At 67.7% G+C, this 25,969-nt stretch carries 20 protein-coding genes, 1 tRNA gene and 1 pseudogene; 12 read left to right on the forward strand and 10 right to left on the reverse strand.

Going from position 1 to position 25,969, the window contains the following annotated elements:
- Positions 1-173 precede the first annotated feature (173 nt).
- From fdnG to ACQ6S1_RS10940, 10 genes and pseudogenes are all read left to right on the forward strand, one after another.
- A complete protein-coding gene (gene fdnG / locus ACQ6S1_RS10895) occupies positions 174-3,257 on the forward strand; it encodes a formate dehydrogenase-N subunit alpha (RefSeq protein WP_445041196.1) in 3,084 nt (1,027 codons plus the stop codon).
- A 10-nt stretch (positions 3,258-3,267) separates the two neighbouring features.
- The gene (gene fdxH, locus ACQ6S1_RS10900) at positions 3,268-4,185 is read left to right on the forward strand and encodes a formate dehydrogenase subunit beta (RefSeq protein WP_445041197.1); all 918 of its coding nucleotides are present in this window, start codon (positions 3,268-3,270) and stop codon (positions 4,183-4,185) included.
- The gene (locus ACQ6S1_RS10905; protein WP_445041198.1) at positions 4,169-4,873 is read left to right on the forward strand and encodes a formate dehydrogenase subunit gamma; all 705 of its coding nucleotides are present in this window, start codon (positions 4,169-4,171) and stop codon (positions 4,871-4,873) included. The genes fdxH and ACQ6S1_RS10905 overlap by 17 nt, the downstream gene beginning before the upstream one ends.
- 101 nt (positions 4,874-4,974) lie before the next feature.
- On the forward strand, positions 4,975-5,895 hold the full coding sequence (fdhE, locus tag ACQ6S1_RS10910) for a formate dehydrogenase accessory protein FdhE (RefSeq protein ID WP_445041199.1): 921 nt from the start codon (positions 4,975-4,977) through the stop codon (positions 5,893-5,895).
- 15 nt (positions 5,896-5,910) lie between these two features.
- Positions 5,911-7,317, forward strand: coding sequence for an L-seryl-tRNA(Sec) selenium transferase (gene selA, locus ACQ6S1_RS10915; protein ID WP_445041200.1), 1,407 nt, complete (start codon positions 5,911-5,913; stop codon positions 7,315-7,317).
- Entirely contained in the window at positions 7,304-8,065 is a 762-nt protein-coding gene (locus tag ACQ6S1_RS10920) for a tetratricopeptide repeat protein (RefSeq protein WP_445041201.1), read from the forward strand. Before selA ends, ACQ6S1_RS10920 begins: the two co-directional genes overlap by 14 nt.
- Positions 8,062-9,891, forward strand: a pseudogene (gene selB / locus ACQ6S1_RS10925) (selenocysteine-specific translation elongation factor); the annotation flags it as partial. The gene ACQ6S1_RS10920 and the pseudogene selB, both read left to right, overlap by 4 nt.
- Before the next feature lie 108 nt (positions 9,892-9,999).
- Positions 10,000-10,095, forward strand: a tRNA-Sec gene (locus tag ACQ6S1_RS10930).
- Between the two features lie 32 nt (positions 10,096-10,127).
- Positions 10,128-10,607 (forward strand): hypothetical protein, encoded by a 480-nt coding sequence (locus ACQ6S1_RS10935; protein ID WP_445041202.1) that lies wholly within the window; start codon positions 10,128-10,130, stop codon positions 10,605-10,607.
- Between the two features lie 10 nt (positions 10,608-10,617).
- A complete protein-coding gene (locus tag ACQ6S1_RS10940) occupies positions 10,618-10,986 on the forward strand; it encodes a hypothetical protein (protein ID WP_445041203.1) in 369 nt (122 codons plus the stop codon).
- On the opposite strand, the gene selD is transcribed toward ACQ6S1_RS10940, so the two are convergent.
- The 5 genes from selD to ACQ6S1_RS10965 are packed head-to-tail and all read right to left on the reverse strand — an operon-like array spanning position 10,987 to position 15,411.
- Positions 10,987-12,063, reverse strand: coding sequence for a selenide, water dikinase SelD (gene selD, locus ACQ6S1_RS10945; protein ID WP_445041204.1), 1,077 nt, complete (start codon positions 12,061-12,063; stop codon positions 10,987-10,989).
- A gap of 6 nt (positions 12,064-12,069) precedes the next feature.
- The gene (locus ACQ6S1_RS10950) at positions 12,070-13,227 is read right to left on the reverse strand and encodes a cysteine desulfurase family protein (RefSeq protein ID WP_445041205.1); all 1,158 of its coding nucleotides are present in this window, start codon (positions 13,225-13,227) and stop codon (positions 12,070-12,072) included.
- 53 nt (positions 13,228-13,280) lie between these two features.
- Positions 13,281-14,384: a transglutaminase-like domain-containing protein gene (locus tag ACQ6S1_RS10955; protein ID WP_445041206.1), complete on the reverse strand. Its 1,104-nt coding sequence runs from the start codon at positions 14,382-14,384 to the stop codon at positions 13,281-13,283.
- Complete coding sequence (locus tag ACQ6S1_RS10960; protein ID WP_445041207.1) at positions 14,381-14,983, reverse strand: TlpA disulfide reductase family protein; 603 nt, start codon at positions 14,981-14,983, stop codon at positions 14,381-14,383. Before ACQ6S1_RS10960 ends, ACQ6S1_RS10955 begins: the two co-directional genes overlap by 4 nt.
- 50 nt (positions 14,984-15,033) lie before the next feature.
- Positions 15,034-15,411 carry a VOC family protein gene (locus ACQ6S1_RS10965; protein WP_445041208.1) on the reverse strand — a complete coding sequence of 126 codons (378 nt, stop codon included), beginning with the start codon at positions 15,409-15,411 and terminating at the stop codon, positions 15,034-15,036.
- A 223-nt stretch (positions 15,412-15,634) separates the two neighbouring features.
- Between ACQ6S1_RS10965 and ACQ6S1_RS10970 the strand changes: the two genes are divergently transcribed.
- Positions 15,635-17,599, forward strand: coding sequence for an autotransporter assembly complex protein TamA (locus ACQ6S1_RS10970; protein WP_445041209.1), 1,965 nt, complete (start codon positions 15,635-15,637; stop codon positions 17,597-17,599).
- 8 nt (positions 17,600-17,607) lie between these two features.
- Positions 17,608-21,891 (forward strand): translocation/assembly module TamB domain-containing protein, encoded by a 4,284-nt coding sequence (locus ACQ6S1_RS10975; RefSeq protein ID WP_445041210.1) that lies wholly within the window; start codon positions 17,608-17,610, stop codon positions 21,889-21,891.
- A gap of 43 nt (positions 21,892-21,934) precedes the next feature.
- Here the strand turns inward: ACQ6S1_RS10975 and ACQ6S1_RS10980 are convergent, their stop codons facing one another.
- The 5 genes from ACQ6S1_RS10980 to ACQ6S1_RS11000 form a co-directional block, all read right to left on the reverse strand.
- Positions 21,935-23,266 (reverse strand): MFS transporter, encoded by a 1,332-nt coding sequence (locus ACQ6S1_RS10980; protein WP_445041211.1) that lies wholly within the window; start codon positions 23,264-23,266, stop codon positions 21,935-21,937.
- Between the two features lie 65 nt (positions 23,267-23,331).
- The gene (locus ACQ6S1_RS10985; protein ID WP_445041212.1) at positions 23,332-24,285 is read right to left on the reverse strand and encodes a PDR/VanB family oxidoreductase; all 954 of its coding nucleotides are present in this window, start codon (positions 24,283-24,285) and stop codon (positions 23,332-23,334) included.
- Positions 24,286-24,293: 8 nt separating this feature from the next.
- Positions 24,294-24,788 carry an MOSC domain-containing protein gene (locus ACQ6S1_RS10990; protein WP_445041213.1) on the reverse strand — a complete coding sequence of 165 codons (495 nt, stop codon included), beginning with the start codon at positions 24,786-24,788 and terminating at the stop codon, positions 24,294-24,296.
- 4 nt (positions 24,789-24,792) lie between these two features.
- On the reverse strand, positions 24,793-25,179 hold the full coding sequence (locus ACQ6S1_RS10995; protein WP_445041214.1) for a Rid family detoxifying hydrolase: 387 nt from the start codon (positions 25,177-25,179) through the stop codon (positions 24,793-24,795).
- 63 nt (positions 25,180-25,242) lie between these two features.
- Positions 25,243-25,845, reverse strand: coding sequence for a helix-turn-helix domain-containing protein (locus ACQ6S1_RS11000; RefSeq protein ID WP_445041215.1), 603 nt, complete (start codon positions 25,843-25,845; stop codon positions 25,243-25,245).
- Between the last annotated feature and the right edge of the window lie 124 nt (positions 25,846-25,969).

The following is a 25,969-nucleotide window of genomic DNA, read 5'->3' on the forward strand; positions in this document are numbered from 1 at the left end:
TCAGAAACAGCGCCGCTTTTTCTGGTATACAGGATGCCAAGGTTCACCTGCGCCTCACCCCTTTCGGCTTCTTCACAAAATCCGGATCAGCCCTTTCGTGAACTTGACGTCATCGTGGCGAAATTAGATTGTAATAGTTTGAAGGTCGGTGCTGTCCGATCAGGAGGACGAGGATGTTACAAGAGGTCTCACGCCGGCAGTTCCTGCGCGGCGCGGGCACAGGTGCAGCGGGGACGGCCATTGCGGCACTCGGCTTCGGTGGCGCCGAGGAGGCGCATGCTCAGGCTGTTCGCCCGTTCAAGCTGTCCCGCACCACCGAAACCCGCAATACCTGCCCGTATTGCTCGGTCGCTTGCGGTGTCATCATGTACGGCATGGGCGACAAGTCGAAGAACGCCCATTCCGCCATCATCCACATCGAGGGTGATCCGGATCATCCGACCAATCGCGGCACCCTGTGCCCGAAGGGTGCGGCGCTGCTCGACTTCGTGCATTCCGAGACCCGCACGAAATACCCGATGCGGCGCGGCCCCGGCGAGCGCGAGTTCAAGCGCGTCTCCTGGGATGAGGCGCTGGATCGCATCGCCCGCCTGATGAAGGACGATCGCGACAAGAACTTCATCGCGACCAACAAGGACGGCACCACCGTCAACCGCTGGCTGACCACGGGCTTCCTCGCCGCGTCGGCCACAACGAACGAAACCGCGTTCCTCACCTACAAGGTGGTGCGGAGCGCGGGCATGCTGGTGTTCGACAACCAGGCACGCGTCTGACACGGACCGACGGTGGCCAGTCTGGCCCCAACATTCGGTCGCGGTGCGATGACCAACCCCTGGACGGACATCAAGAACACCGATCTCGTCATCATCATGGGCGGCAACGCCGCTGAGGCGCATCCGTGCGGCTTCAAATGGGTGACGGAGGCCAAGGCGCAGCGTGGCGCCAAGCTCATCGTGGTCGACCCGCGCTTCACGCGCTCGGCGTCGGTCGCGGATTTCTATTCGCCGATCCGGCAGGGCACCGACATCGCCTTCCTGCTGGGCGTGATCAAATATTGCCTGGAGAACGACAAGATCCAGCATGAGTACGTGAGCGGTTTCACCAACGCCCCGTATCTCGTGAAGGAAGGGTTCGGCTATCAGGACGGCCTGTTCACCGGCTACGACGAGGCCAAGCGCGATTACGACCGCTCGACCTGGGAATATGAGATCGGGCCGGACGGCTATGTCGTCGTCGACGACACGCTGCAGCATCCGCGTTCGGTCTATCAGCTGCTGAAAGGCCATGTGGCGCAGTACACGCCCGAACTGGTCGAGCGCATCTGCGGCACGCCGAAGGACAAGTTCCTCAAGATCTGCGAGATGATCGCGGAGACCTCGGCGCGCGACAAGGTCATGACGTCGATGTACGCGCTTGGCTGGACGCAGCACTCGAAGGGCTCGCAGAACATCCGCACCATGGCCATGCTCCAGCTCCTGCTGGGCAATATCGGCGTGCGCGGTGGTGGCATGAACGCCTTGCGCGGTCATTCCAACATCCAAGGCCTCACCGACATCGGCCTGATGTCCAACCTCATCCCCGGCTATCTCACGCTGCCGACGGAGAAGGAGCCCGATTTCCAGGGCTACATCGACAAGCGGGCGTTCAAGCCGATGCGCCCGAACCAGATGAGCTATTGGCAGAACTACAAGAAGTTCATGGTGAGCTTCCTGAAGGCGATGTGGGGCAAGGCGGCGACGCCGGAGAACAACTTCGCCTACGACTGGCTGCCGAAGCTCGACGTGCCGGCCTACGACATCCTGCGTGCCATCGAGATGATGAACCAGGGTCAGATGAACGGCTATTTCTGCCAGGGCTTCAACCCGCTCCTGTCCATCCCCAATCGCGGGAAGGTCACGGCGGGCCTGTCCAAGCTGAAATATCTCGTGGTCATGGATCCGCTCCAGACTGAGACCGCGCGCTTCTGGAAGGACGAGGGCGTCCACAACGACGTGGCCCCCGAGGAGGTCCAGACCGAGGTGTTCGAGCTGCCCACGTCCTGCTTCGCGGAGGATGAGGGCGCGCTGGTCAATTCCGGCCGCTGGCTGCAATGGCATTGGCCGGGCCAGGAGCCTCCGGGCGAAGCCAAGAGCGACGTCTGGATCATGGCGCAGCTGCACCTGCGCCTGCGCCGGATGTACGAGGAGGAGGGCGGCGCGTTCTCCGATCCGCTCACCAACCTGCATTGGCCGTACCGTATCCCGGACGATCCGATGCCGGACGAACTCGCCAAGGAGATGAACGGCTACGTCCTCGCCGACGTAATGGACCCGCTCGACCCGACCAAGAAGCTGCTCGAAAAGGGCAAGCAGGTCGACAATTTCGGGCAGCTCCGCGACGACGGCACCACGGCGGCCGGCTGCTGGATCTATTCCGGCTGCTACACCGAGAAGGGCAACATGATGGCTCGTCGCGAGACGAGCGATCCCGGCAATACGGGCACCTACCTCAACTGGGCGTTCGCATGGCCGGCCAACCGCCGCATTCTCTACAACCGTGCCTCGGCGGACATGGACGGCCGCGCCTGGGATCCCAAGCGCAAGCTGATCGAATGGGACGGCGAACGCTGGTCGGGCTTCGACGTGCCGGACATCGCGCTCACCGCGAAGCCCCGCGACGTCGGTCCGTTCATCATGAACGCGGAGGGAACGGCGCGCCTGTTCTCGCGCGGCATGCTGAAGGAGGGGCCGTTCCCGGTCCATTACGAGCCGTTCGAGAGCCCGATCAAGAACGTCATCGCCCCGCAGATCCGCGGCAATCCTGCCGCGCGCATCTTCAAGGCCGACATGGAGGCGCTCGGCGATCCCGCCAGGTTCCCCTATGCCGCGACGTCGTATCGTCTCACCGAGCACTTCCACTTCTGGACCAAGCACGTCTGGGTCAATGCGGTGCTTCAGCCCGAATTCTTCGTCGAGATCAGCCATGAGCTGGCGGCGGAGAAGAGCATCCAGCCCGGCGGCTGGGTGAAGGTGTCGTCCAACCGTGGCGAGGTCTTCGCCAAGGCGATGGTGACGAAGCGCATCAAGCCGATGATCTGCGACGGCAAGATGGTCCACATCGTGGGCATACCCCTGCATTGGGGCTTCACGGGCGCGGCAAAGAAGGGCTTCGGCCCCAACAGCCTGACGTCTGCCGTGGGCGATGCAAACACCGACACGCCGGAATTCAAGGCGTTCCTGGTGAATGTCGAGCCCAGCAACGGGCCGGAAGTGAGCTGAGGAGGCGACAATGGCAGGATTACAGAGCCAGGACTTCGCCCGCATCTCGGCCACCACGTTCCGGCCGCCGGAGGTGCGCCACGATTTCGAGGTGGCGAAGCTCATCGATGTCTCGAAGTGCATCGGCTGCAAGGCGTGCCAGTCGGCGTGCCTCGAGTGGAACAATCTGCGCGAGGAGGTTGGGGTCAATACGGGCGTCTACGACAACCCGCACGACCTCACCCCCAATACGTGGACGCTGATGCGCTTCACCGAATGGGAGAACCCCGACAGCGGCAATCTCGAATGGCTGATCCGCAAGGATGGCTGCATGCATTGCTCCGATCCCGGCTGCCTCAAGGCATGTCCGGCGCCGGGCGCCATCGTGCAGTACAACAACGGCATCGTCGATTTCGTGTCGGAGAACTGCATCGGCTGCGGCTATTGCGTGAAGGGCTGTCCCTTCAACATTCCCCGCATCAGCCAGACCGACCACAAGGCGTACAAATGCACCCTGTGTTCGGACCGCGTCTCGGTCGGTCAGGCTCCGGCCTGCGCCAAGGCATGCCCCACCGGCGCCATCGTGTTCGGCACCAAGAAGGACATGCTGGACTATGCCGAGGGCCGCATCACCGACCTGAAGTCGCGCGGCTTCGCCAATGCGGGCATCTATGACCCGCCGGGCGTTGGCGGCACGCATGTCATGTACGTGCTGCACCACAACGACCGGCCGCAGCTCTACGCCAATCTTCCACTCAATCCGAAGATCTCTCCGGTGGTCGAGCTGTGGAAGGGCATCACGAAGTATGCCGGCATGGGCGCGGTTGCGGCGGCGGCGTGTTTCGCCTTCGTCCACGCCACGGTCGCGCGCCGCAATGCGGTATCGCGCGCCGACGAGGAGCATGCCGACGAACTGGTGAAGGAGCGTGCCGATGGCCGTACGTCGTGAGGAAGGCCGCACCACGGTCGATCGCTACAAGGGGCATGTGCGCGTCAACCATTGGGTGACCGCCATTACCCTTCTGGCGCTCGTCGTCAGCGGCACGGCCCTGTTCCACCCGGCCTTCTTCGGCCTCACCGCTTTGTTCGGCGGTGGGTCGATGACCAGGATGCTGCATCCGTGGATCGGTGTCGTGCTGCTCATCAGCTTCGCGGTGCTGTTCGTGCAGATGGTGCACCACAATCTGTGGACCCGCGCCGACAACAATTGGATGCGTCACATCGGCGAGGTTATCGCCGGTGATGAGGAGAAGGTGCCCGAGGTCGGCAAGTACAATGCCGGCCAGAAGCTCATCTTCTGGTCGATGACCTTGTTCATCCTCATCCTGTTCGTGTCGGGCATCGTCATCTGGTACGAATATTTCGGCGCGGCCTTCACCATCGAGCAGCAGCGCATCGGCCATATCGTCCATGCGCTGGCGGCTATCGCGATGATCCTCATCGTCGTCGTCCACATCTACGCCGCGTTCTATGTGCGCGGCACGATCGATGCGATGACGCAGGGCAAGGTGTCGGGCGGCTGGGCTTTCCGCCATCATCGCCGCTGGCTCCGCGAGGAAGCCGACAAGGGCGTGAAGGAAGTCCCGGGCGGCCACCACGACCGCACAGGCGGCGTCATCAACCACCCCGCCGAATGATCTCTTGGGGCGGCGCCCGAGCCGCCCCATGTAGAACGTGACCCCCTCGGTGGCGTCGCGCCACCCTATCAACGTGACCCGTTGGGTTCGTGAGTGCTGCCATGACCGATGACAACGATGCCGCCACGTTCGAAGAGGTCGGCATCCCCGAGCGCGACAAGCCGCCTTTCCTCCGCATGCCGGAGCCGGCGAGCTTGTTCGCCAACCGTGCCGCGCGCTTCCGCACCCTTGCGCCCGACCACAAGCTGTCGGCGTTCCTGATCTTCCTCGCCGATCTGTCCGGCGCGCAGGACGCCATTGCCCGCGCGCTGCCATCGCCCGCAATGCCCACCGAGCGCGAGATCCGCATGCGCGGCGTCAACAACATGCCGGTCGTCCCGCGCGAGGATCTCGCCGCCGAGCCGCTGGCGCTCGACGCCCTCGATCGCCTCATCGCCCGCGCCCGCAACATTGCCATGCCGGAGATCGCCGCCGCCGCGCTCGCCCGGCTCGAAACCCTGGACGAGGCCGCGCGCCGCTCCATGCTGGCCGCCGTGCTCAGCGACGCCATTCCGGCGGAGGAGGTGGCGGAGCACGTCTTCGTCGCCGCCGCGCTGCAGATCGTGGCCGCGCTCCGCTCAGCGCGGGTGCCGGAGGATTGGCCGCAGCCCGTGGCCGATGGCGTCTGCCCCTGCTGCGGTGGCCCGCCCGTCACCAGCGCCGTCGTGGGCTGGCCCAACGCCGAGAACAACCGCTACGTTCAGTGCTCGCTCTGCGCCAGCCGCTGGAACCATGTGCGCGTCAAATGCGTCACCTGCGGCTCCACTTCGGGCATCGCCTATCAGGTCATCGACGGCGTTGCCGACACCATCAAGGCCGAAACCTGCGACGAGTGCCGCACCTACACGAAGGTGCTCTACCAGAACAAGGACAACACGCTCGATCCCGTGGCCGACGACGTGGCGAGCCTCGGGCTCGACATTCTGGTGGTCGAGGCCGGCTGGCGGCGCGCCGCGGTCAATCCGTTCCTGCTCGGTTATTGAACGGAGCCCCGCGCCATGACCGCTCCGGCACCCATCCGTCTTCCCGCCGTCCATGACGTGCTGCAAAGCACGACCGCCGGTCTCGCCATCGCCCGGCACGGCCGTGCCGCCACCACCGACGCCATTCGCGTCGTGCTCGGTCGCGCCCGCAGCGCCGGCCTCACGGAGGTGCCGGCGGCCGGCGTCATTGCCGAGCATGCGCTCGCCGTGCTGGAGCGCGCGGACGCACCTTCCCAGCGCCCGGTCGTCAACCTCACCGGCACGGTGCTGCACACCAATCTCGGCCGCGCGCTCCTGCCCGAGGCCGCCATCGAGGCGGTGGTCACGGCCATGCGCCAGCCCACCAACCTCGAATACGACGTCGAGACCGGCAAGCGCGGCGAACGCGACGCCCATGTGCGTGGCCTCATCCAGGAACTGACCGGGGCGGAGGACGCCGTCCTCGTCAACAACAACGCCTCGGCCGTCCTTCTCGTCCTCAACACGCTCGCCAAGGATCGCGAGGCATTGGTCTCGCGCGGCGAGCTGATCGAGATCGGCGGCGCCTTCCGCATGCCGGACATCATGGCCCGCGCGGGTGCGACGCTGCGCGAAATCGGCACCACCAACCGCACCCACCTCAAGGATTACGCCGAGGCCATCGGGCCCGACACCGGTCTCCTGATGAAGGTCCACACCTCGAACTACGTGGTGCAGGGCTTCACCGCCGAGGTCGCGCCGCACGAGATCGCGGCTTTGGCCCGAAAGCACGAGCTTCCGTTCGTGGACGATCTCGGCTCGGGCACCCTCATCGATCTGTCGCGCTGGGGCCTGCGCCGTGAAAAGACGGTGCAGGACGCCTTGAAGGCCGGTGCGGACCTCGTCACCTTCTCGGGTGACAAATTGCTCGGCGGCCCGCAGGCCGGCATCGTGGCCGGCCGTCGCGATCTCGTTCAGCGCCTTGCCAAAAACCCGCTGAAGCGCGCGCTGCGCCTCGACAAGCTGCGGCTCGCCGCGCTCGAAGCCACGCTGAAGCTCTACCGCGATCCCGATCGTCTGGCCGAGCGGTTGCCCACCCTGCGGCTCTTCACCCGCCCCGCCTCGGAACTTCAGGCCCTGGCCGGTCGCCTGCAGCCGCCCTTGCGGGAGGCGCTGGGCGAGGCCTGGTCCGTCGAGATCATTTCCTGCGCCAGCCAGATCGGCTCCGGCGCGCTGCCCCTCGAAACCCTTCCCAGCGCGGGCCTCTCCATCCGCCCGGTGGGGAAGGCGTCCGGCGCGGCGGTCGAGCATCTCGCCGCCGCCTTCCGCACGCTGCCGGTGCCGGTCATCGGCCGCATCGCCGAAGGCGCGCTCGTCTTCGACCTGCGCTGCCTGGAAGACGAAGCGGGCTTCGCGGCCTTGCTGCCCAAACTGCCGGCCGTGGATGTTCATGGCCTGGCTTGACCGCATCCTCCGGTCGAAGCCGGCCGGCCCCCCGCCGGACGAGGCGATGGAGATCGCCCGCACCGCAGCCGATCGCGGGGATTACGAATCCGCGCTCGCTCTGTGGGGCCCGCTCGCCCATGGCGGTCTGCCGCGCGCGCAGAACAATATCGGCGCCTGCTTCGCCGAGGGCATGGGCGTTGCGCGCGATGCCGATCTCGCGCTCCGCTGGCTCACCCTTTCGGCCGAGGCCGGAGATCCGGTCGGCCAGCGCAATCTTGCCGCGCTTCATTTCAAGAGCGAGGCTGAGGGCAGCGATGCCGAGGCCCTGCGCTGGTACCGCGCCGCCGCCGAGCAAGGCGACGCGCCGGCACAGGACATGTTGTCCTGGATGCTGCTCGAAGCGGCCGATCCCGCGCTCTACGACGAGGCCGCCCGCTGGGCACAGGCCGCCGCCGAGGCCGGTATCGCGTCGTCCATGACGCGGCTCGGCATGATCCACCACGAGGCGCTGGGCACCGAGCGCGATGCCGACCGTGCGGCCCTGTGGTGGCGGCGCGGCGCCGAGGCTGGCGATGCCGACGCGCAGGCCATGCTCGGCGCGGCGCACATGCTGGGGCAGGGCGTCCCGCGCGACGGCATCATGGCGCTGGCCTGGCTCATCCGCGCCGAGCGCGGCGGCAGCGATCTGGCGCTGCGTTTCCTCAAGCCCGCGCGTGCGGCCCTGACGGCCGACGAGATCGCCCGCGCCGAGGAGGCGGCGGGATGATCGTCGGCACCGCCGGCCATATCGACCACGGCAAGACCTCCCTGGTCCGGCGGCTGACCGGCGTCGACACCGATCGCCTCAAGGAGGAGAAGGCGCGCGGCATCACGATCGAGCTCGGCTTCGCCTATTGGCCGCAGCCCGATGGCTCGATCATCGGCTTCATCGACGTTCCGGGCCACGAGCGCTTCGTCCACACCATGCTGGCGGGCGCGTCAGGCGTCGATCTCCTGCTTCTCGTCGTCGCCGCCGATGACGGGGTTATGCCGCAGACGCGGGAGCATTTCGACATCGCCCGCCTGCTCGGCATCGAGCGCGTCCTCGTGGCGATCACGAAATCCGATCTTGCGGACGAAGCGCGCCTGGCCGAAGTCGAAGCCGAGATCATGGCGCTCCTCGCGCCCACTCCGTTCGCGGACGCCCCCGTCCTGCCTGTCTCCACCGCGACGGGGCAGGGCATGGACGAACTCGCGGCTCTCCTCGCGGCGGAAGCCCGGCACACGGCCCGCCGCCATGCCGACAGCCGTTTCCGCCTTGCGGTGGACCGCTCCTTCACCCTTTCGGGCGCGGGCACCGTCGTCACCGGCACGGTGCTGTCCGGCGCGGTGGCGCTCGGCGACACGGTCACCATCTCGCCGTCCGGCCTTCCGGCGCGCGTGCGCTCGATCCACGCCCAGAACCGCCCGGCCGAGCGCGGGCAGGCGGGCGATCGCTGCGCCCTCAACCTTGCCGGGCCGGCCATCAGCAAGGACGCGATCCATCGCGGCGACATGGTCGTCGATCCGGCGCTGCATGCGCCTGCTGCCCGCATCGATGCCGAGCTGACCCTGCTCGCCTCCGAGAAAAAGCCGATCGGCACCTGGATGCCCGTCCGCCTGCACCATGCCTCTGCGGAAGTCGGCGCGCGTCTCGTTCCCCTCGGCGAAAACGCTTTGTCGCCCGGCGAAACCGGCCCGGTCCAGCTCGTCCTCGACGCGCCCATCGCCGCCACGGCGCTCGATCGCTTCGTCCTGCGGGACGTCTCGGCCTCGCGCACCATTGGCGGCGGCCGCTTTCTCGATCTGCGCGCCCCCCATCGCCATCGCCGCACCCCCGCGCGTCTGGCGCAGCTCGATGCGCTCGCTCGTCCGGATGCGGCCGATGCTCTGCGTGCGCTCCTCGCGGCCGAGCCCCATCACGCCGATTTCGACGCCTTCGTGCGCGACCGCGCGCTCAGCGCCGCCCGTGCCGAGGCGCTGATTGCCGAGCTCGGCCTCACGCTCATCCCCGCCGCGAAAAGCCGCATCGTTGTCCTGCCGGATCTGTGGGCCGCGCTCGTCGCGACCATCACGCAGGCGCTCCGGGCCTATCACGACGAACATCCGGACCAGCCGGGCATGGGGCTCGAGCGCCTGCGCCTCGCCATCGATCCGCGCCTGTCCGCGCCGGTCTTCCGCGCCGTGCTCGCCCGCCTCGCCGCCGAGCGGCACCTCGTCGTGCAGGGCTCGTGGATCCGCCATCCCGACCACGAGGTCTGCCTCACGCCCGAGGACGAGCGCTTATGGGCCCTCGTCCGGGTCATGATCGGCGGGGAGGAACGCTTCCGCCCGCCCCGCGTGCGCGACATCGGCACCGAACTCGGCCTTGAGGAGGACGCGGTGCGCCGCATGTTCCGTCTCGTCGGCCGCCGTGGCGATGTCCATGAAGTCGCGCTCGATCATTTCTTCCTGCGTCCCGTCATCGCCGAAATGGTCGCCATCGCGGCCGGTCTCGCCGCCGATCACCCGGCCGGCTTCAACGCCGCCGCCTTCCGCGACCGTCTGGACAATGGCCGCAAGGTCGCGATTCAGATACTGGAATTCTTCGATCGTCACGGCGTCACCATCCGGCGCGGCGATCTCAGGCGCATCAACCGGCAGCGGATCGACCTGTTCGCGTCCTCCGAAGATGCCGACGATGGAGGAGAAGCGTCCCCGGTGGGGCGTCCGGACTTCAAATCCGGGAGGGGCCGTCAGACGGTCTCTGGTGGGTTCGACTCCCATTCTCCTCCGCCATCCCACGCCGCCTCGTCCGACCGGAGAAACGCATGACCGCCGCCTTCCGCGCCGAGGATCTCATCGCCGGTTTCGAGAGCGCGGCCGAACAGGCGCGCGGGGCCGAGCAGGCCTATCGCAATGAGGCCGCCCGCCACATCCAGGCGCTGGCGGCCGAGCGTGTTACCGCCTTCCGCCGGCTCAATCTGGTGCGCGCCGTGGCCCGCGCCGTCACCTCGCAGGAGGATCCGCAGACCGCTTTTGCCGCCGCCCGTGGCGCGGTCCGCCGCGAGCTGGATTGGGACAGCGAAAGCCCGCGCAAGGCCGAGGTGCTGGACGCGCTGACCCCGTTCTTCCAGGCATTGGTGGTGGTCCAGCCCGCCGAGGGGGAAGGAGAGGCCGCGCCGCCCGATCTCGATGCCGCCATCGCCCGGCTGCGCGCCTTCGAGGATTGGTACCGCGACGACACCGGCGTCGATTTCTACGCTCTGTTCGACCGCTACATGCCGGAGACGCCGCTTGTCGACTTCTAGGAAAGCGGGATTGAGAACCGATTTCGACCTCTGGCTGCGGAAAACCTTCCGCAAGGGCCCGTTCACCGCGCTCATCGTGCTGGTGCGCATCGCCGAGCCGAAGGTCGAGCCCCTGCGCTCCACCTTCGTGCATGTCATCGGCGACGACATGGATTGGGGCGATGTCTCGCTGATGTTCCGCAGCGCCGGAATCGGCTGGGACGGCGCGGCTTTCTTCCCGGAGCGTGAGAACGGCCAGCCCGTGCCGGACCCGATGGCCCGCGTGCGCCTGCGCCTGCTCGAAAGCCGCATCGAGGACGATCGTCTCGTCCTCAACGAAGGCGGCTTCTTCGACGTCTGGGGCCGCCAGATGCGGATCGACGAGACCGAAGCCTCCTGATCAGGCCCTGACGACGACTTTCGGCTCTCCGGCCGACACGGTGCCGATCTCGCGCGCCGAGGCATAGCCCGCCGCCCGGATCGTCTTCGTCAGCTCATAGGCCCGGCTCGCCTTGCAGGCGATCAGGAGCCCGCCCGAGGTCTGCGGGTCGGTCAGCAGCGCGCGCTGCCAGTCGTCCAGCCCTGCGGGCAATTGCACGCCCTCGCCATAGCTCGCCCAATTGCGGCCGGAAGCGCCCGTCACGCGGCCCGCCTGCGCCAGCTTCTTGGCCTGCGAGAGGAACGGCAGATCGGCCAGGCTGATGTTCAGCACGGCTTTCGAGCCGCGCGCCATCTCCAGCCCATGGCCCAGAATGCCGAACCCCGTCACGTCGGTCACGGCATGGACATCCTTGTCGCCCGCAAGGTCCGCGCCGATCCGGTTCAGCCGCGTCACCGAGGCCATCATCTCGTCATAGGCGGCCTTCGTCAGTTCGTCCTTCTTGAACGCCGCCGAATAGATGCCGACACCCAGCGCCTTGGTCAGGATCAGGGCATCGCCCGGCTTCGCGCCATTGTTCCGGCGTAGATTCTTCGGATGGACGAGGCCGATCACCGCCAATCCATAGATCGGCTCGGGCGCATCGATCGAGTGCCCGCCCGCCACCGGGATACCGGCCTCGCGGCAGATTTCCGCGCCGCCCTTCAATATCTCGCGCGTGGTCTCGATCGGCAGCTTGTCGAGCGGCATGCCCAGCACCGCCAGCGCGAAGATCGGCTTCCCGCCCATGGCATAGATGTCGGAAATGGCGTTGGCGGCGGCGATGCGGCCGAAATCGCGGGCATCGTCCACCATCGGCATGAAGAAATCGGTGGTCGCCACCACGCAGGTCTCGTCGTCGATCTGCCAGACGGCGGCGTCGTCGCCGGTCTCGGTGCCCACCAGAAGCTGCCGATAGGCTCCGGCGGCGGGCTGGTCGGCCAGCAATTGCTGCAGCACGGCGGGCGCCAGCTTGCACCCGCAGCCGCCGCCATGGGCAAGGCTCGTCAGGCGCGGGGCCGCGTCGGATTTCACGGCCTGGATCACTGCATCGTTCATCTCGGGTCAGACCTCCACGGCAGCCTCTCCGGGCTGCCCCTCTCTCAGCCGCCGCCACGCCCCCGCCAGCGCCGCAGCCGCCCGTTCCACGTCATCCTCGCTTGTCCCCCGCCCGAGCGAAAGCCGGACAGCACCAAGCGCCTTTTCGGCTGTGATGCCAATTGCGGACAACACCGCAGATGGCGCCTCGCTGCCGGCATGGCAGGCTGATCCGTTCGACGCCTCGATCTCCGGGCAGTCCTGCAGGAGCCGTCGCCCCGAGACATCGGGAAACAGCACGTTCAGCGTGTTCGGCAGCCGCCGCTCGGGATCGCCCACCAGCGCGATGCCGGGCACCTTTTCCCTCAGCAGCGCCAGCAGGCGCGCCGAGTGCGTCTTCAGGGCCGCCGCATCCTCCTCCAGCCGCCGTCCGGCCAGCGCGCACGCCGCGCCGAGCCCGGCGATGAACGCCACGTTCTCCGTGCCCGGCCGCAATCCGCGTTCCTGTCCGGCACCCACCAGGACCGGCCGCAATTCGACACCCCGCCGCACATAGAGCGCGCCCACGCCCTTCGGCGCATAAAGCTTGTGACCGGCGATCGACAGCAGGTCGACGCCGAGCGCCCGCACATTCACCGCCACCTTGCCGATCGATTGCGCGGCGTCGGCGTGCAGCAGCGCGCCGGCCTTTCGCGCCAGCGGCGCCATCTCGGCCAGCGGCTGCAGGGTGCCGATCTCGTTCTGGGCGTGGATGATGGTCACGAGCGCCGCCTCGCGGCCGATCACATAGGACATGTCCTCGGCCGACACGATGCCGTCGCGCCGCGCCCGCACCCGCCGCACGTAATGGCCTTCGCTCTCCAGCGCGCGGCAGCAGGCCTGCGTCGCCGGGTGCTCGATGTCGCTTGTCACGACCGTGCGGCGCGCGCGGCCGCGCACGATGCCCCGGATCGCCAGATTGCTGGCCTCCGTGCCGCTGCCGGTGAACACGATCTCGTCCGGCTCGGCTCCGATCAGCCCGGCCACCTGTTCGCGCGCCCGTTCGATCACGGCATGGGCGGTCCGCCCGCGCGCGTGTCCGGAGGAGGGGTTGCCGAATTCGGTGGTGAGGAACGGCAGCATTGCCTCCAGCACTTCGGGTGCCACGGGCGTCGTGCCGTTATAATCGAGATAGATCGCGCTCATGCTCATCGGAAAGATAGTGGCGGCGGCCGGTCCGCCCAGCCGCCGCCCTGTCCTCAGGCCGTGATTTCCACAGACTTGATCGCATAGCGGAAATTGTCCGGGTCGAGGCAGTCGAGCAGGGCGCCCGCCACTTCGGCCTGCGGGTACATCAGGAACGCCACCTTGTGGGTGGAGCCGGGCAGGGTCACGTCGCGCGCCACGTTGTAGCCCAGCCAGTTTCCTTCCCACGCGCCGAACAGGGTGCCACGCGCCGCAATGACCTTGGGGTCGTTCAGCTCGAGCTTGCCGGGCGGTTCCTCCAGCACGACCTTGCGGACATCCGCGGGGTCGGTGGGCACCCAGCCATGGCCCTCCAGATAGACCTCCGCGCGGCAATGCTGCGCCTTGGTGATGACTTCGTTGTTCGCGCCGAGGCTCTTGTAGCCGAACTTCGATGGCGCCACCCGCACGCCGTAGACGTCGCGGGCCGGCACGCCCGCCGCGCGCACCAAAGACACGTAGAGCGCGTTGAGGTCGGCGCATTTGCCGCCCAGATTGCCGCTGCGCAGCATCGAGGCCACGTCGCCCGTGCCGCAGCCGCGCGTCGCCGCATTGCGGAACGTGTTGTCCACCACCCATTCGTAGATGGCGCGCGCCTTGGCCTCGTCGCCCTCCTTGCCGGCCACGATCCGGTCGGAGGTCTCCTTGACGATGCCGTCGGTCGGCATCAGCTCCGTCGCCTCCAGATAGAGCCCACGCTCGGCATCGGTCAGCGGCTTGGCCTCGTGGCGCTTGGCGAGGTCGATGGCGCGGTCCTGCAGGCTGAAGCGGCTCTTCACCTCTACGAACGGCTTCTCCTCGCCCTCCTTGAACACCACGTGCAGCAGATCGGCGCCGTATTTCTCGATGCGCTCCGCCTTCGCCGTCGCGCCATTGCTGTCCCAATCGTTCGCGTCGGGGCGGATCCAGGCATCCTCATGCACCGAGGGCAGGGGAACCCACGCTTGCACCTTTCCGTCGGATTTGGGCAGGTCGATCCGTGTCGTCACCTCGAAGGTGCGCCAGGCGCCCGGCTTCGGCGCGAATGTGGTCTCGTCCGCCGCCCAGGCAAGGCGCGGCAGCAGGCCGGCCGCCGCGAAGGCGGTGCCGGTGAGGAGGACATGGCGGCGCGTGATCATGGATGTGTCTCTCTTTCTTGTTGGTTTTGGTTGTTCGTGATGGCGGTGCCGAACAGGGGCCTGAGAACGGCCTCGACCTCGGGAGAATCCCAGTCCAGCGGCCCTTCGGACCAGTGCGCCGGCAGGAGGTCGCGTCCCAGCAGATAGCTCGTCGGAAGGCCGCCCACCTCCCACGCCTTCAGCACGGCGCGGTCGCGGTCCAGCACCACGGGAAAGCTCACGGGATGGTCGCGGAAGAAGGTGCGCACCCGCGCATCCACCTCCCCGACATCGATTGCGACGATGCGGAACGGCTCGTCTTTGAGCCGCACGTTCAGGCGTTCCAGCGAGGCCATTTCTTCCACGCACGGCTCGCACCAGGTGGCAAAGAAATGCACGAGCACGATCTGCCCGCGCAGATCCTCAAGCGACAGCTTCGGGCCGTCCAGACTGTCGAGTGTGAAAGCCGGTTTCGTGCCCCCGGTCCACGGCGTCAGCGCGCCCTCGGCGAAAGCCGCGGCCGAGGCCGAGCACAGCAATGCCCCCGCCAGCGCAAGATGCGCAAGGCGTGACGTCCACGATCTGGAGCCCCGATCCTCGGGAGCCGCTGCGATGAGCACGTCCCATTGTCGGCCATCGCCCGCGGCCCGTCAAACCACGGGCCCGTGACCTATTTGCCCGAATAGGTCACGGCCTCGATCTTGTTGCCGTCCGGGTCGAACAGGAACGCGCCGTAATAATTCGGGTCGTAGTTCGGCCGCAGGCCGGGCGCCCCGGCGTCGCGCCCGCCGAGCGCCAGTCCCTGCGCGTGGAAGGCGTCCACGCTTGCGCGGTCTCCTGCCGCGAACGCGACATGCACGCCGTTACCGGCCGTCGCGGGCTGGCCGTTCACCGGAATTTCCAGGCTGAAGATGATCTCGCTTGCCCCGTAATCGGCCGCCCGCTCGTCCGCCTCGATCAGACGCAGGCCCAGCAGGGCCATCAGGGGGTCGTAGAAGGCGCGTGCCCGGGCGATGTCGTTGGTCCCCAGCGAGACGTGATGGATCATGGCATCCTCCTCGGGCTCATGCCGCAACCGCGTCAAACAGGTCACGGTGTGGCGGTACCTTGCCCATATCGCGGCGCCCGCATGGCGGAAAGAGCTTCATCCGCACGCCGCCTTGGTTTACGGTAAGGGTGAAAGTGTTAATCGCTTTCGGGGGAAAAAGAAGCGGCTCTTGTGCTCGCGGGCGGGAGAGTCTTCAGACTGGCAGGGCGCCAGCCGGGGGACCATGCGTAGCTTTCTGTATCGCGTAAACGTATGTGCGGGCCTCGGGCTCGCCGTTCTGGGCGCCGTGGTCGCGCCGGCTCCGGCTCATGCTCTTTTCGGCCTGTTCGGCGAGAAGCCGGTCGAGCCCAATGCCGAATCCATCCCCTACGACATCACCTTCGAAACGGGCGACGCAAAGGACCTCCAGCAGGCTCTGAAGGACGCGTCGAACCTCTACCGCCTGCGCGCCGATCCACCGCCGGACGGCGCATCCTTGGCCCTGCGCGCGCGGTCCGACATCGACCGCATGATCGACGCCCAATGGGGCGCCGGCTATTACAACGCCGAGATTACGATCTTCGTCGGCGAGCACGCCGTGAAGGCCAACGGCCTCGATTCGGCCGCCGCCGCCTTCGCCGAGGCCCATCGCGCCCGCGCTCGCGTTCCGGTCAGGATCGTCGCCAATCCTGGCCCGCGCTTCACCTTCCGCAGCGTGCGCGTGCTCGACGCCGCCACAGGCGCGCCGTTCCCGGTCGAGGCCCTGCCGCAGCGCGTGGTCAAGCTGGAACCCGACGCCACCGCCAGCGCGGCCGACATCCTGGCCGCCGAAGCCCGCATCATCGATCATTTCCGCGACGCCGGAAAACCCTTCGCCAAGACGGTGCGGCGCGAGCCCGTGGTCTTCCACGAGCGTGCGGTCATGGACGTCACGCTCCTGATGTCGGCCGGCCCCACCGCCGGCATCGGCGACATCACCGTCAGCGGCACCAAGGACGTCGATCCCCGAATCGTGCAGTCCTATATCTACACCGACACCGGCACGCTCTATTCGCCACAGGAATTGCGCAACATCCGCAAATCCATCGGCCGGGTGGAGGCCATCTCCTCGGTCCGCATCCGCGAGGGCACCGCGCTCGACGCCAACGGAAACCTCCCGGTCTCGGTCGAGGTCACCGAGCGCAAGCCGCGCCTGATCGGCGCCAGCGCCGAATATTCGACGACCGACGGCCCGGCCATCAGCACCTATTGGGTCCACCGCAATCTGTTCGGCGGGGCCGAGCGCCTGCGGCTCGACGCCAGCCTGTTCGCCGCCCAGCGCGGCAGCAGCAATCTGCCCGATTTCGGCGATTTCCAGTGGGAAGACCTCGGCGGCCGTCTGGCGGCCAGCTTCGTCAAGCCCGCGCTCGGCGGCAGCCGCAACGATCTCCTGCTCGACGCCAGCATCAGCCGCGAGGCCACCGAGGGCTATCTCGCCAGCGTCGGCAACGTGCAGGCCGCGATCCGCCACCGTTTCACCGACACGTTCTCCCTGCAGATCGGGCCGGAATTCGAGATCGGCGAGAGCGAGGACGTCCTCACCGACATCACCGACGATCCGCTCGATTACACCTTGTTCGGCGTGCGCGCCGGCATGACCTACGATTCCACCGACAATCTGTTGGAGCCCACGCGCGGCATCCGCGCCAACGCTTCGCTCGGCTCCTATTTCGACGCGCTCGACAATTCGGTGTCGATGACGGTCGGCCAGATCAAGGCCTCCACCTATTACGCGTTCGACGAGGAGGCGCGTTACGTGCTCGCCGCCCGCATCGGCTTCGGCGCGCTGGCAGGTGCCGAGATCGAGGACATCCCGGCCAATCGCCGCTTCTTCGCGGGCGGCGGCGGCTCGGTGCGCGGCTATGATTACCGCAGCCTCGGCCCCAAATTCGAGGGCGAGCCGGTCGGCGGCCGCAGCCTGCTCGAAGGCTCGGTTGAGGCACGTATCCGCATCACCGACACGATCGGAGTCGTGCCCTTCGTCGATGCCGGCACCGCCTTCGCCGACACCCTGCCGGATTTCGACGAGGAGGTTCGCTTCGCGGCCGGCCTCGGCCTGCGCTATTACACGGGCATCGGCCCTATCCGCGTCGACGTCGCCGTGCCGGTCAATCCCGGCGAGGGCGATCCGGATTACGCGCTCTACATCGGATTGGGGCAGGCCTTCTGATGCCGCACATGCGCAAGCTCCTCGCGGGCCTCGTCCTCGCCACCGGCCTCGCAGGCGCGGGTGCCGCGCTCGTCGTCGGCGTCCCGGCCTACACCCAGGAAGACGACCAGAGCGCGCTGGGCAGCCTGCTCTCCAAGGTGCTGTCCACGCCCACGTCGAAGGTCCATATCGGCCGCATCGAGGGCGCGCTGTCGTCCGATTCCACCATTCACGACGTCCGCATCTCGGATGCGGATGGCGAATGGCTTATCGTCGAGAAGGCCAGCCTGTCGTGGAGCCGTCTCGCGCTGCTGCGCCGCCGTCTCCAGGTCAACGACCTCACGATCACCGGCCTCAACGTGCTGCGCAAGCCGCTGCCCTCGGAGGAGGAGCCCGCTCCGGAGGAGGCAGGCCCGATCCTGCCCGAACTGCCGGTCAAGGTGCTGATCGAGAAGTTCACGCTCGACGATCTGCGTCTGGGCGAGCCGGTGCTCGGGATCTCGGGCGTGCTCGACGCCAGCGGCCATGCCGAGCTTGGCGATCCGAAGGAGGGGCTGAAGCTCAACATCGATGCCCGCCGTCAGGACGCGCCGGGTGCCTTCGTGGTCGAGCTCGGCTTCGTGCCCAACACCCAGCAGCTCGATCTGCGCGTCGATCTCGACGAGCCGGAGCGCGGCCTCATCGCCCACGCCGCCGACATTCCGGGCCTGCCGCCGGTCAGCCTCAAGATCGCCGGCAGCGGCCCACTCGACGGCTGGTCCTCCAACCTCAATTTCGACGCCGGGCCGGACATCGGCGCGCAGGGCCAGGCCAATCTCGTCCGCAACGATCAGATCCGCCGCCTCAATCTCGATCTCAAATCGCGCATCGCCGGCCTCATGCCGGCCCCGCTCGCGCCGGTAGTTCGCAACACCACGGCGCTCACCGGCAGCGTCGTGTTCGGCGATGACGGCGGCTACGCCATCGAGGAATTCGCCATCACCTCCGAGGTGGCGCGCCTCGGCGTCAGTGGCTTCATCACCGCCAACCGCAACCTCGACCTGAACCTCGTCGCCCGCGCGCTGCCCTCCGAGGGCGGCCGCACCCGTGCCGGCCAGGCCGAGATCGGCCATCTGGCCCTCGACGCCCGCCTCACCGGACCCATGGCCTCGCCGCGCCTCAACGGCACGCTCGACGCCGGCGAGGTCGTGCTGCCCGAAGGGCGCCTCGACACGCTCACGGCGCTCGTCCGCATGGAGCCGGTCGAAGGCACGAAAAACTTCACCCTCGACGCAGACGTGAAGGCGCGCGGCCTCAGGCCCACGGATCGCGACCTTGCGCGCGCCCTGGGCGACCGCATCGACCTCGTGGCGAAGGGCACCCTCGACGAGCAGCGCGTCCTCAATCTGGAAGAGGGACGGCTGGACATCCCCACCGCCTCCGCCAGCCTCGACGGACGCTTCGGCACCAATCTCATCGACGCCAATGCCCGCGCCCGCATCGACGATCTCGCCGCGTTTTCCGGCATTGCCGGCCGCCCGGTCGATGGCGCCGCCAATCTCACGGCCCGCCTCACCGGCGATCCGCGTCGCACCATCGACGCCGCGCTCGATGGCCGCCTCAGCGATCTCGCCACCGGCACGCCCATCGTCGATGGCCTGTTCGGCCGTGATGTGGCGCTCACCGGCACCGTCAGCCAGGTGCGCGGCGGCTTCGCGCTCGACAATCTCCGTCTGGACGGCGCGCATCTGAAAGCCGTCGCCAACGGCCGCGCCACCCAGACCAATGCCGATGTCGCGTTGGTCGTCGATCTGCCGGACATCCGCCGGGCCGATGCCCGCCTGTCGGGCCGCGCAAAGCTCGACGCGCGCCTCACCGGTTCGCTGCGCGCTCCGGGCGTCACGACCGACGCCACTTTGGCCGACGGCAGCGCCATGGGTCGTCCCATCCGCAACCTCGCGCTCAACGTGCTCGCCAGCGACCTCAAGGGCACGGCCAACACCAATGTCTCGCTGGCTGGCGATATCGGCGGCAAGCCCGCGCGGGGTACCGTTAATCTCGCCCGTCTGCCGGAAGGTGGCTGGAACGTCCCCGCGCTCGACGTCGCCATCGGCACCGTCACGGCAAAGGGCGCGGTCCGCCTCGACGCCGCCAACCGCGCCGCCGGCAACCTCACTGTGCGCGCGCAGGACCTCGACGACATCTCGCCGCTCGTCCTCGCCCGCCTCGGCGGAAAGCTCGACGCCGACATCGTGCTCGACGCCCCCGAAGGCCGTCAGAACGCCAACGTCAAGGCGCGTGGCGAGCGTCTCGTCTACGCCGGTAACGCGGTCCGCAACTTCACCGCCGACGCCCGCGCCAGCGATCTCTATGGTCGCCCGGTGATGGACGGTGTCATCGAAGCCTCCGAAATCGCCGCCGGCGGTCAGAGCCTCGAAAACGTCCGTCTCGTCGCCAACGGCACGCCGTCCGGCAGCGATCTCGATCTCACCGCCCGCGCGCGCGGCTTCGATCTCGCCGGCAAGGGCCGCCTCGTGCCCGGCACGCCGAACCGGCTCGATCTCGCCAGCTTCAGCGCCCGCCGTGGGGGGCGGCAGATCGCGCTTGCCGGCCCCGCCCGCATCGCCTTCACCGATGGCGGCGTCACCCTGTCCGATCTCGTCATCGCCGTGGAAAGCGGTCGCATCGCGGCTTCCGGCCGCGCCGGCTCCACGCTCGATCTCTCGGTCGATGTCCGCGCCGTGCCGCTGTCGGCCGCCGAGATCGTCACGCCCGGCCTCGGCATCGCCGGCACGGCCAGCGGCCAGGCCCGTATCACCGGCTCGGCGTCGGCGCCGTCCGGCACCTATGCCATCAACCTTGCCGGCATCACCGCGCCGCAGACGCGCGAATACGGCCTGCCGCCGCTCGCGGTCGACGCGCGCGGTCGGCTCGACGGCGGACGCGCCACGATCGACGGCACGGTCAATGCCGGCCGCGCCGGCTCCATGAAGGTTGCCGGTTCGGCCCCGCTCTCCGCGGCCGGAAATCTCGATGTCCGCGCCAATGGCCGCCTCGATGCGGCCGTCGCCAACACCTTCCTTGGCGCCAGCGGCCAGCGCGTCACCGGCACGGCGGCGGTCGACGTCCGCGTCACCGGCACGGCCGCTCAGCCGCAGATCAACGGCACGCTGGGCCTTGACGGCGGCACCTTCACCGATCAGGCGCAGGGCGTGCAGCTCAACGCCATCACCGCCCGCCTCATTGCGCGCGGCGATGTCATCACGGTCGAGCGCCTCTCCGCCGTCACGCCGAATGGCGGCACAATGTCCGGCAGCGGCCGCATCGAGGTCGATCCCGCCGCCGGCTTCCCGGCCAACATCCGCATCGGTGGCCAACGCGCCCAGCTCGTCGCCAGCGACATCGTCACGGCGGTGGCCGATCTCGATCTCACGATCACCGGCCCGGTGGCGCGCACGCCGCGCATCTCCGGTCGCATCGGTCTCGTCTCCATGGACGTCGCGGTGCCCGATCGCCTGCCGGCCACGCTCCAGCCGCTGCCCGAGACCAAGCATGTCGGTGCGCGCGGTGTCGCCAAGCAGCGCATCGCCCGCCAGATGCGCGCCAACCGGGGCAAGGGGCAGGCCCCCTTCCTCGCCACGCTCGACATCGTGCTCGAGGCGCCCAACCGCATCTTCGTGCGCGGGCGCGGCCTCAATGCCGAGCTCGGCGGCGATCTGCGCCTCACCGGCACCAGCGCCAGCCCGGTCGCCATGGGCGCGTTCGAACTCCGGCGCGGCCGGTTTGACATCATCGGCCAGCGTATCGATCTCAATCGCGGCCGCCTCACCTTCGCGGGCGATCTGATGCCCGAGCTCGATTTCCTCGCCGAAACCACGGCGGGCGACGTCACGGCCCAGGTCGGGGTCACCGGCAACGCCTCGGCGCCCGATTTCGTCTTTACCTCCAACCCGGACCTGCCGCAGGACGAGGTCTTGTCGCGCCTCCTGTTCGGCAAGGCGGCGGGCGGTCTCTCGGCCGGTCAGGCCCTGCAGCTCGCCCAGGCGGTGGCGCAATTCTCCGGTGCGGGCGGCGGGCCGGGCGTGTTCGAGAGCATGCGCAAGGGCCTCGGTGTCGACAGCCTCGACATCACCACGGGCGCCGAAGGCGGCGTCGCGGTGGGCGCCTCGCGCTACATCAACGATCGCACCAGCATAGGCGTGAAGGCCGGCTCCACGCCGGAAGACACGGGCGTCACCCTCAATTTCGACGTCACGCGCAACATCAAGATCCAGGCTGGCGCGGGCGCCGACGGCAGCGCCTCGGGCGGCGTCGGCATCGAACGGGAATATTAGCAATCGGCCGCCGCGCGGTCCCCCCGCGCGGCGGCCGTCACCGTCAGTCGATCTTCTTGCGCGCGGTCTCGGGCGCGATCATCGTGGCGCCCAGCGTCACGCAGGCCAGCACGATCAGATACACCGAGATCGGCCACGTCGCCCCGCTCCAGGCCATCAGAGCCGCCGCGATGATGGGCGTGAAGCCGCCGCTCAGCGCCGCGCCCACCTGGAAGCCCATCGACGCGCCCGTGTAGCGCAGCCGGGCATCGAACAGCTCCGACATCCACGCCGCGCCGGTGCCGAACATGATGCCCTGGCCAAGGCTCAGCGCCACCGCCACCGTGATGGCGATCACGGTCGGGTCGCGCGTCTCGAACAGCCAGAACATCGGGAACGCGAAGCCGATCGAGAACACGCACGCCACGACGAACAGCGCCTTGCGGCCATAACGGTCCGACAGCAGGCCGAACAGCGGCAGCGTGAACAGCTCGATGAACGCCGCGATCAGGATGCCGTTGAGGATCACGCTGCGCGGCAGGCCCAGCTGCCCCGTCACATACGAGATCGACCACACGGTCACGATGCTCACATAGGCGATTTCCGACACCTTCAGCCCCACGGCGGTCAGGAACACGCGCGGATGCTCGGTCAGGATCTCCATCAGCGGCATACGCGCCACCACGTTTTCCTTCTTCACCCGCTGGAAGGCCGGCGTCTCGTGCAGCCTCAGGCGGATGAACAGGCCGAACACCACCAGCAGCGCGCTGGCGAGGAACGGCACGCGCCAGCCCCAGCTCAGAAACGCCTCCTCCGGCAGCAGTGAAACCAGCGCGAACACCCCGATCGAGCTGATGACGCCGAGTGGATAGCCCAGCTGCACGAGGCTGCCGAAGAAGCCGCGCCTGTGGTCGGGCACGCTCTCCACCACCATCAGCACCGCGCCGCCCCATTCGCCGCCGATGCCGATGCCCTGCACGAGGCGCAGCGTCACCAGCAGGATCGGCGCCAGGATGCCCACCTGCTGATAGGTGGGCAGGCAGCCGATCAGGAACGTGCCCAGCCCCATGATGATGATCGTCAGGGACAGCATGGCCTTGCGGCCGAGCTTGTCGCCGAAATGCCCGAAGATGATCCCGCCCAGCGGCCGGGCCAGGAAACCGACGGCGTAGGAGCCGAACGACGCGATCAGGCCCACGGCCGGGTCGATGTTCGGGAAGAACAGCTTGTTGAAGACCAGAGCGGCCGCCGTCCCGTAGATCAGGAAGTCATACCATTCGACGGTCGTGCCGATGACGCTCGACCAGACGATCTTCTGTCGCTCGGACGAAGTCAGTGCCCCTTCGCTCGAGGTGGTGATAGGTGGGTCGCCCCCAAAAACCGTCGCATCCGACATCCCAAATCCCCTTTAGTGGAATAATTTCCATCAAAGAGGAAGCAAGCGTCGTGCCAGATGGCGGTTCAGAGGTCGAGTGTCACAGATCCCCGGGCGCGTGACACGCACGGCGCCATGCGCGATTGCCGGTCGTGCAGCCCCAGCACGCTGTCGCGATGGATGACATTGCCCTCGCTGTAGCCGCAGATGCACGATCCGCAGACGCCCAGCTCGCACGAGGACAGAAGCGAAAAGCCTCGCTCCTTCAACACGTCCAGCGCGGAACGTTCGGCAGGAACGCGCAAAACCTCCCCGGTCGAGCGGATGAGGATGTCGAACGGCTCCGGCTTGAAATTCTCGTCCAGCACGGGCTTGAACACCTCGAAATGCAGGCGCTCCTCCGGCCAGCCTAGGGCTGTGCCGGCCGCGCGCACCGCATCCGTCAGCCGCGCCGGGCCGCAGGCATAGACATGGGTGCCCGGCGCGTTGCCCTCCGCGGCCAGCACGGCGTCGGCGTCGAAGCGTCGGTCGCCGGAGAAATAGGTGGTGAGCCGGTCGCCGCAGATCGCGCGCAGATCGCCCAGCAGCGCCGCCTTATCCGCGCCGCGCGCGCAATAATGGACGTGGAATTCCCCTCCCTTCGCCGCCGCCTCGCGCGCCATCGGCACAAGGGGCGTCACCCCGATCCCGCCGGCGATGAAGATGTGGCGGCTGGCGCCTTCGTCGAGCGCGAAATGCGAGCGCGGCGCCGAGGCCTTGATCGCATCTCCCGCCGCCAGATTGTCGTACAGCCAGCCGGAACCGCCGCGCCCACCGGCCTCTCGCTTGACGGCGATGCGCCAGGTCGAGAGATCGGCCGGATCGCCGCACAGCGAATATTGCCGCACCTTGCCGTCGGGCAGGTGCACGTCGATATGCGCCCCCGCGCGCCAGGCGGGCAAAGCGGGGCGCGAGGCATGGCGCAGCACCAGCACCATGACGTCCTCAGCCTCGGCGATGCGCTCCGTCACCACCAGTTTCATGATCACGCGGGCGCTCATGGCGGGGCCTATTCGTCGAGCGGTTCGATCGCGTCGCCCGGCCGGATCGTGCCGCCGGTCTCGATCGTGCAGTTCAGGCCCGAGCGGTTGTAGAGCGGCAGGTAGACCGGCGAACCCAGCAGCTCTTCCAGATATTTGCAGGGGAAGTTCAGCCGTCCGCCGCGCAGAACGGTCTCGCCCACCCGGAAGCGCTTGCCCACCAGATGGTTGAGCGGCACGCCCCGCGTGGTCAGGTTGCGGCGATGGTCGATGGGCTCCAGAACGATGGGCCCCGCCTGCAGCGGCGGGTCGTTCTTGGCCAGCGCCTCCAGGGCCTCCACCTCGATCAGCGTCACCTCGCGGATGTCCGGCTTCGGCGAATAGGTGCCGGTGCCGAGAAAATATCGGTCGCCCTCGATGCCGCGTCCGGCCACCAGCTTGGCCTCGCTCAGCTCTTCCATCTCGTGGGAAGCGGCTTCGGCGATGTGAATGTGGAGGAGTGTGCCTCCGCTCCAGGCGGTCATCGGCTCAGGCTCCGGGCGCGAGCGCGATGCACTCGATCTCGACCAGCACGTCGCGCGGCAGGCGCGCCACTTCGATGGTGGAGCGCGCGGGAAGCGAGGTCCCGAACACCTCCGCATAGAGGCCGTTCATCGTGGCGAAGTCGTTCATGTCCTTGAGGAACACGGTCGTTTTCACGACCTGCTCCGGCCCGCTGCCCGCGGCTTCAAGCACCGCCAGCACATTGGCCAGGGATTGGCGGGTCTGTGCCTCGATCCCGTCCGGCACCGCGCCGGCGAGATCCATGGGAAGCTGTCCGGAAACGAAAACGAGGCCGTTGCCGGTGATGGCCTGGGAATAGGGACCGGCGGCCTTGGGGGCAGCTTCCGTGGCGATAATCGAACGCGCGCTCATGCATGGGCTCCATAGTGATAGAGCCGATAGTGGAGGAAATTCCACTGCGTGAGAAGCGTGAACTTACCGCAATTTGCTGCTGTCGATGATCAAAAAGTACTCACACACCCCGGCGCCCAGATTGGTGAAGGCGTGGATCGCGTCGGCCTGGAAATAAAGCGAATCCCGTTCGCTCAGAATGATGCGGCGTTCGCCGACGCTCACTTCCAGCCGGCCCTTCAGCACGTAGATGTATTCCTCGACACCACGACGGTGCGCGACGAACTCCCCGGTCGTGCTCCCCACCGGAAGAGTGTTCAGCACCCAGTCGATCCCGCGCGCCGGCAGCACGGGCGACAGGCAGCGCCGCGTATAGCCGGATTCGGCGTCCGAGAGGATGGGCTGCCGCGCAGCGGGGATCACGATGATCTCCTGCTCTTCCGGGTGTGCCATCAATTGCGAGAAGGTGGTGCCCAGCGCCTCGGCCAGCCGCGACAGGGTGCCGGTCGAGGGCACGGTCTCGCCGCGTTCCACTTTCGAGATCATGGAGCGGCTCACGCCCGACAGGGCGCTCAGCCCCTCCAGCGAAAGGGCCTTCATCTTGCGGTGACGCCGCACTTCCTCCGCAAGCACGCGGAGCTGTTCGGACACGTTATCGGTCACGCTGGTACGCAAGGCGTCGGACAAGGATCGCTCCGCTTGTTTCGTCGGAACATACCGGGCCGCAACCGCTCTCTCCAGTGCGAACCGTCGAGATCCGATATATTTCACCAAATATATCGTTACGCCGCCCGAACCGGGCATCCACTCT

The sequence above is a fragment of the Terrihabitans aquatilis genome (assembly GCF_052542005.1).